We start from the raw sequence: 3,491 nt of genomic DNA, 5'->3' as shown, positions 1-3,491 counted from the left end.
CTCACTACATTAGAACATATTGCAATCCCGGATGAGTCCATATACAAGTTCCGGAGCGCTAAGCCAAGTTATACTTTAGCTCACAAACAGTCTTGATAAAAAGATAATATTAGAACTTTTTTACATCCTATTGAGATGGTTTTAAATATAACCCATAAAAGTGCGGTTACTGGCCAATCAATTCCAAAGGAAAAGTTAAAATTTATAAAACAAGCTAAAGAAATGAACCAATTAATTGCCAGCTCAATATTCGATTTAATCTCTCCTGATGAAGAAGAAAAAAATCTTATTGATTCCTTTACGCAAAAAAATGATTCAGAACATATTGATATGGAAGAGGAGTTTACCTGGAGTTTCTTGCTTCCATAAATAAAAAAGAAGTATTGCATCTACATTACGTAGAAAAACAATCCCCCCACTTTTAATTGCTGAAACATTAAAATTCCCCACACGTTTTGTAGCGCGGCTTATTCGTAAAAACGAAGAAAAAAATCTGACCAGCTGCATAATGCGGTCAAATATAAAATAAAACCTAGAAGCGTCAAACCGGTTTAAATGGAGGAATTGCAATATAATTAACATCATGGAGGTCAAAATGAACTTTGATTTATAACCAGCATCAATTAAGAACGTCATATGCGATTATGAGCTTCCTCGCATAAAGTTCACAAGCCCCATGGATAAAAGAAATAAATAGAAATGACTCATCCGATCTTCAGATCCATTTTTTGATAGCAGCTCGTTCTGCGCATGAAAGATAATGACTCAAAGTAGATAGGATTTAAGACAAACAGTGCTTTATTGCAATTAAAAAACCAATAGATTTATTTGCATTAGAAAGATTCAGAATGAGCACAGATTATCGTATATTTTTCATAAAATCTGGATTACAGGAGTATGACCATTATGAAATCCGATACTAAAGATGATTTGCAATCTATGCCTCTATTGGAATTACAGAACAAACTGGATTCATCGCCAGAAGGCCTTAGTCAAGCCCAAGCAAAGAAACGATTGATTCACTATGGACCTAATGAAATCGAGGATAAAAAGCGCAACCCTTTGGTGCAATTTCTCACCTACTTTTGGGGCCCCATTCCCTGGATGATTGAAGTAGCTGTGATTTTGTCCGGTTTAGTAGGACACTGGCCGGATTTTTTGATCATCCTTGTTTTATTAATCTCTAATGCTTTAGTGGGCTTTTGGGAAGAACATCAAGCTGGAAACGCTATTGCTGCCCTTAAAGCAAGCCTTGCGATTACGTGCCGAGCAAAACGTAATGGAAAATGGATTAATCTTAAATCGCGTGAATTAGTACCTGGGGATGTGATTCATTTACGCCTGGGCGATATCGTACCTGCTGATGCTCGTTTATTGGAAGGTGATCCAGTAGAAGTTGACCAATCCGCATTGACAGGTGAATCCTTACCCGTTGTGTATCAATCTGGCGATGCTATATTTTCTGGCTCAATTATTCGTCAGGGTGAAAGTAATGCACTGATTTATGCGACTGGTGCCAAAACCTATTTTGGTAAAACAGCACAGATGGTCAAAGAAGTGCATACTGTGAGTCACTTCCAGCGTGGCGTTTTAAAGATAGGCAATTACCTGATTGCTCTTGCTTTAGTCTTAGTGGCGGCAATTATTACAGTCACGCTTCTTCGCGGTGATCCAATACTCATGACATTACAATTTGCGTTAGTATTGATAGTAGCTGCAATTCCTGTTGCCATGCCTACCGTACTCTCAGTGACCATGGCCGTTGGTGCTCGTGTTTTAGCTAAGAAAAAGGCCATTGTGACTCGATTAACCGCTGTGGAGGAGTTAGCAGGCATGGATGTGCTGTGCACCGACAAGACAGGTACGTTGACACAAAACCAATTGACCTTAGGTGCTCCCTTTAGTGTAAACAATGTTTCCGAAAATTTTGTGATCCTCAATGCGGCTCTGGCATCTCGTGCCGACAATAACGACACCATTGATTTAGCAATTCTTCGCGGATTAAAGAATACGCAAGCTTTGCAAGAGTACCAAAGGCTTCATTTCCAGCCTTTTGATCCAGTACATAAACGTACAGAGGTGTTAGTCAAGGGTCCGGATGGAAAGGAATTTAAGGTGACAAAAGGTGCACCTCAAGTAATCCTGGCATTATCAGCTAATGCAGCGCATGTGAAATCACTTGTCGATAAATCAGTCAATGATTTTGCTGAACATGGTTTTCGCTCATTAGGTGTTGCACGAGCTGATGGAGATGGCTCATGGCAGTTTCTTGGTGTGTTGCCTTTATTTGACCCGCTCCGAAAAGATGCCAGAACAATTGTAGATACAGCACGACACATGAGTGTTCAAGTTAAAATGGTTACTGGCGATCAGTTAGCAATCGCTAAGGAAACAGCAAAGAAATTAGGAATTGGCTCCGATATTTTCGATGCGAGCATCTTGGATGGATTGACGACACAATTAACGAAGTCTATTGAACATGCCAGTGGTTTTGCACAAGTATTTCCTGAACACAAACTCAGTATTGTCAATGCATTGCAACAACAAGGTCATATTGTCGGAATGACAGGTGATGGGGTAAATGATGCGCCTGCATTGAAGAAAGCGGATTGTGGTATCGCTGTTTCGAGTGCGATGGATGCAGCACGTGCTACAGCAGACATCGTGTTAATGACTCCTGGACTGATAGTAATTATTGATGCGATTAAAGAGAGCAGGAAAATTTTTCAACGCATGAATAGTTATGCAATTTATCGGATTGCGGAAACCTTACGTGTCCTGTTATTTATGACTTTAGCCATCTTCATCTTTAACTTTTATCCCTTAACAGCAGTGATGATTGTGATTTTGGCATTGCTCAATGACGGTGCCATATTATCTATTGCTTATGATAACGTACATTGTAAAAATAAACCTCAATCTTGGAATATGAAAGTGGTACTGGGAGTTGCTACGGTATTAGGGGTTATTGGCCCCGTGGCTGCATTTGGGTTATTTTATCTTGGTGACCGTGTTTTTCATCTGGATCATCCTCATCTCCAGACACTCATGTATCTCATGTTATCGGTAGCTGGACATCTGACCATCTTTTTGACCCGCACACGTGGCCCATTCTGGTCAATACGTCCTGCAAAAATTTTATGGTGTGCTGTTCTTGGAACACAAATTTTGGCAACCTTACTTGCTGTCTATGGAATATTTATGAAACCTCTTGGCTGGGGCTGGGCGTTGTTTGTTTGGGGTTATGCGTTTGTCTGGTTCTTGCTCAATGATTGGTTGAAGTTAATCGCCTATTGGTTTTTTGATTCAAGTGAATCCAATAAGTCAGACTTAATATGAGATCGTTGCCATGAATCAACCAAGAAAATGCTCGCATGCCAACGCCGTTGAATGTTTTAAATTTTTATATTTTAAGTTGAATAAAATATTCAATGTTCATGTAAAAGGTAAAAAATGAAAAAATTCAGAATAAAGCATCCAGCTGTCATCCC

At 39.5% G+C, this 3,491-nt stretch carries 2 protein-coding genes; both read left to right on the top strand.

Features of this window, described 5'->3' with window-relative positions; translation table 11 throughout:
• Positions 1-135 precede the first annotated feature (135 nt).
• Positions 136-369 (top strand): hypothetical protein, encoded by a 234-nt coding sequence (locus A8O27_RS17875; RefSeq protein WP_058460784.1) that lies wholly within the window; start codon positions 136-138, stop codon positions 367-369.
• Positions 370-906: 537 nt separating this feature from the next.
• Complete coding sequence (locus A8O27_RS17870) at positions 907-3,339, top strand: plasma-membrane proton-efflux P-type ATPase (RefSeq protein WP_115684278.1); 2,433 nt, start codon at positions 907-909, stop codon at positions 3,337-3,339.
• The last annotated feature ends 152 nt before the right edge of the window (positions 3,340-3,491 follow it).

Source organism: Legionella bozemanae, assembly GCF_001648595.1.
In the GTDB taxonomy this organism is placed as follows: Bacteria; Pseudomonadota; Gammaproteobacteria; order Legionellales; family Legionellaceae; genus Legionella; species Legionella bozemanae.
The sequence above is the reverse complement of the archived record's forward strand: the minus strand, read 5'-3'. Positions and strand labels throughout refer to the sequence as shown.

Bases quoted from the DNA above. Each gene is read 5' to 3' on its own strand.
- A8O27_RS17875 (WP_058460784.1), top strand. From the start codon at position 136: ATGGTTTTAAATATAACCCATAAAAGTGCGGTTACTGGCCAATCAATT.
- A8O27_RS17870 (WP_115684278.1), top strand. From the start codon at position 907: ATGAAATCCGATACTAAAGATGATTTGCAATCTATGCCTCTATTGGAA.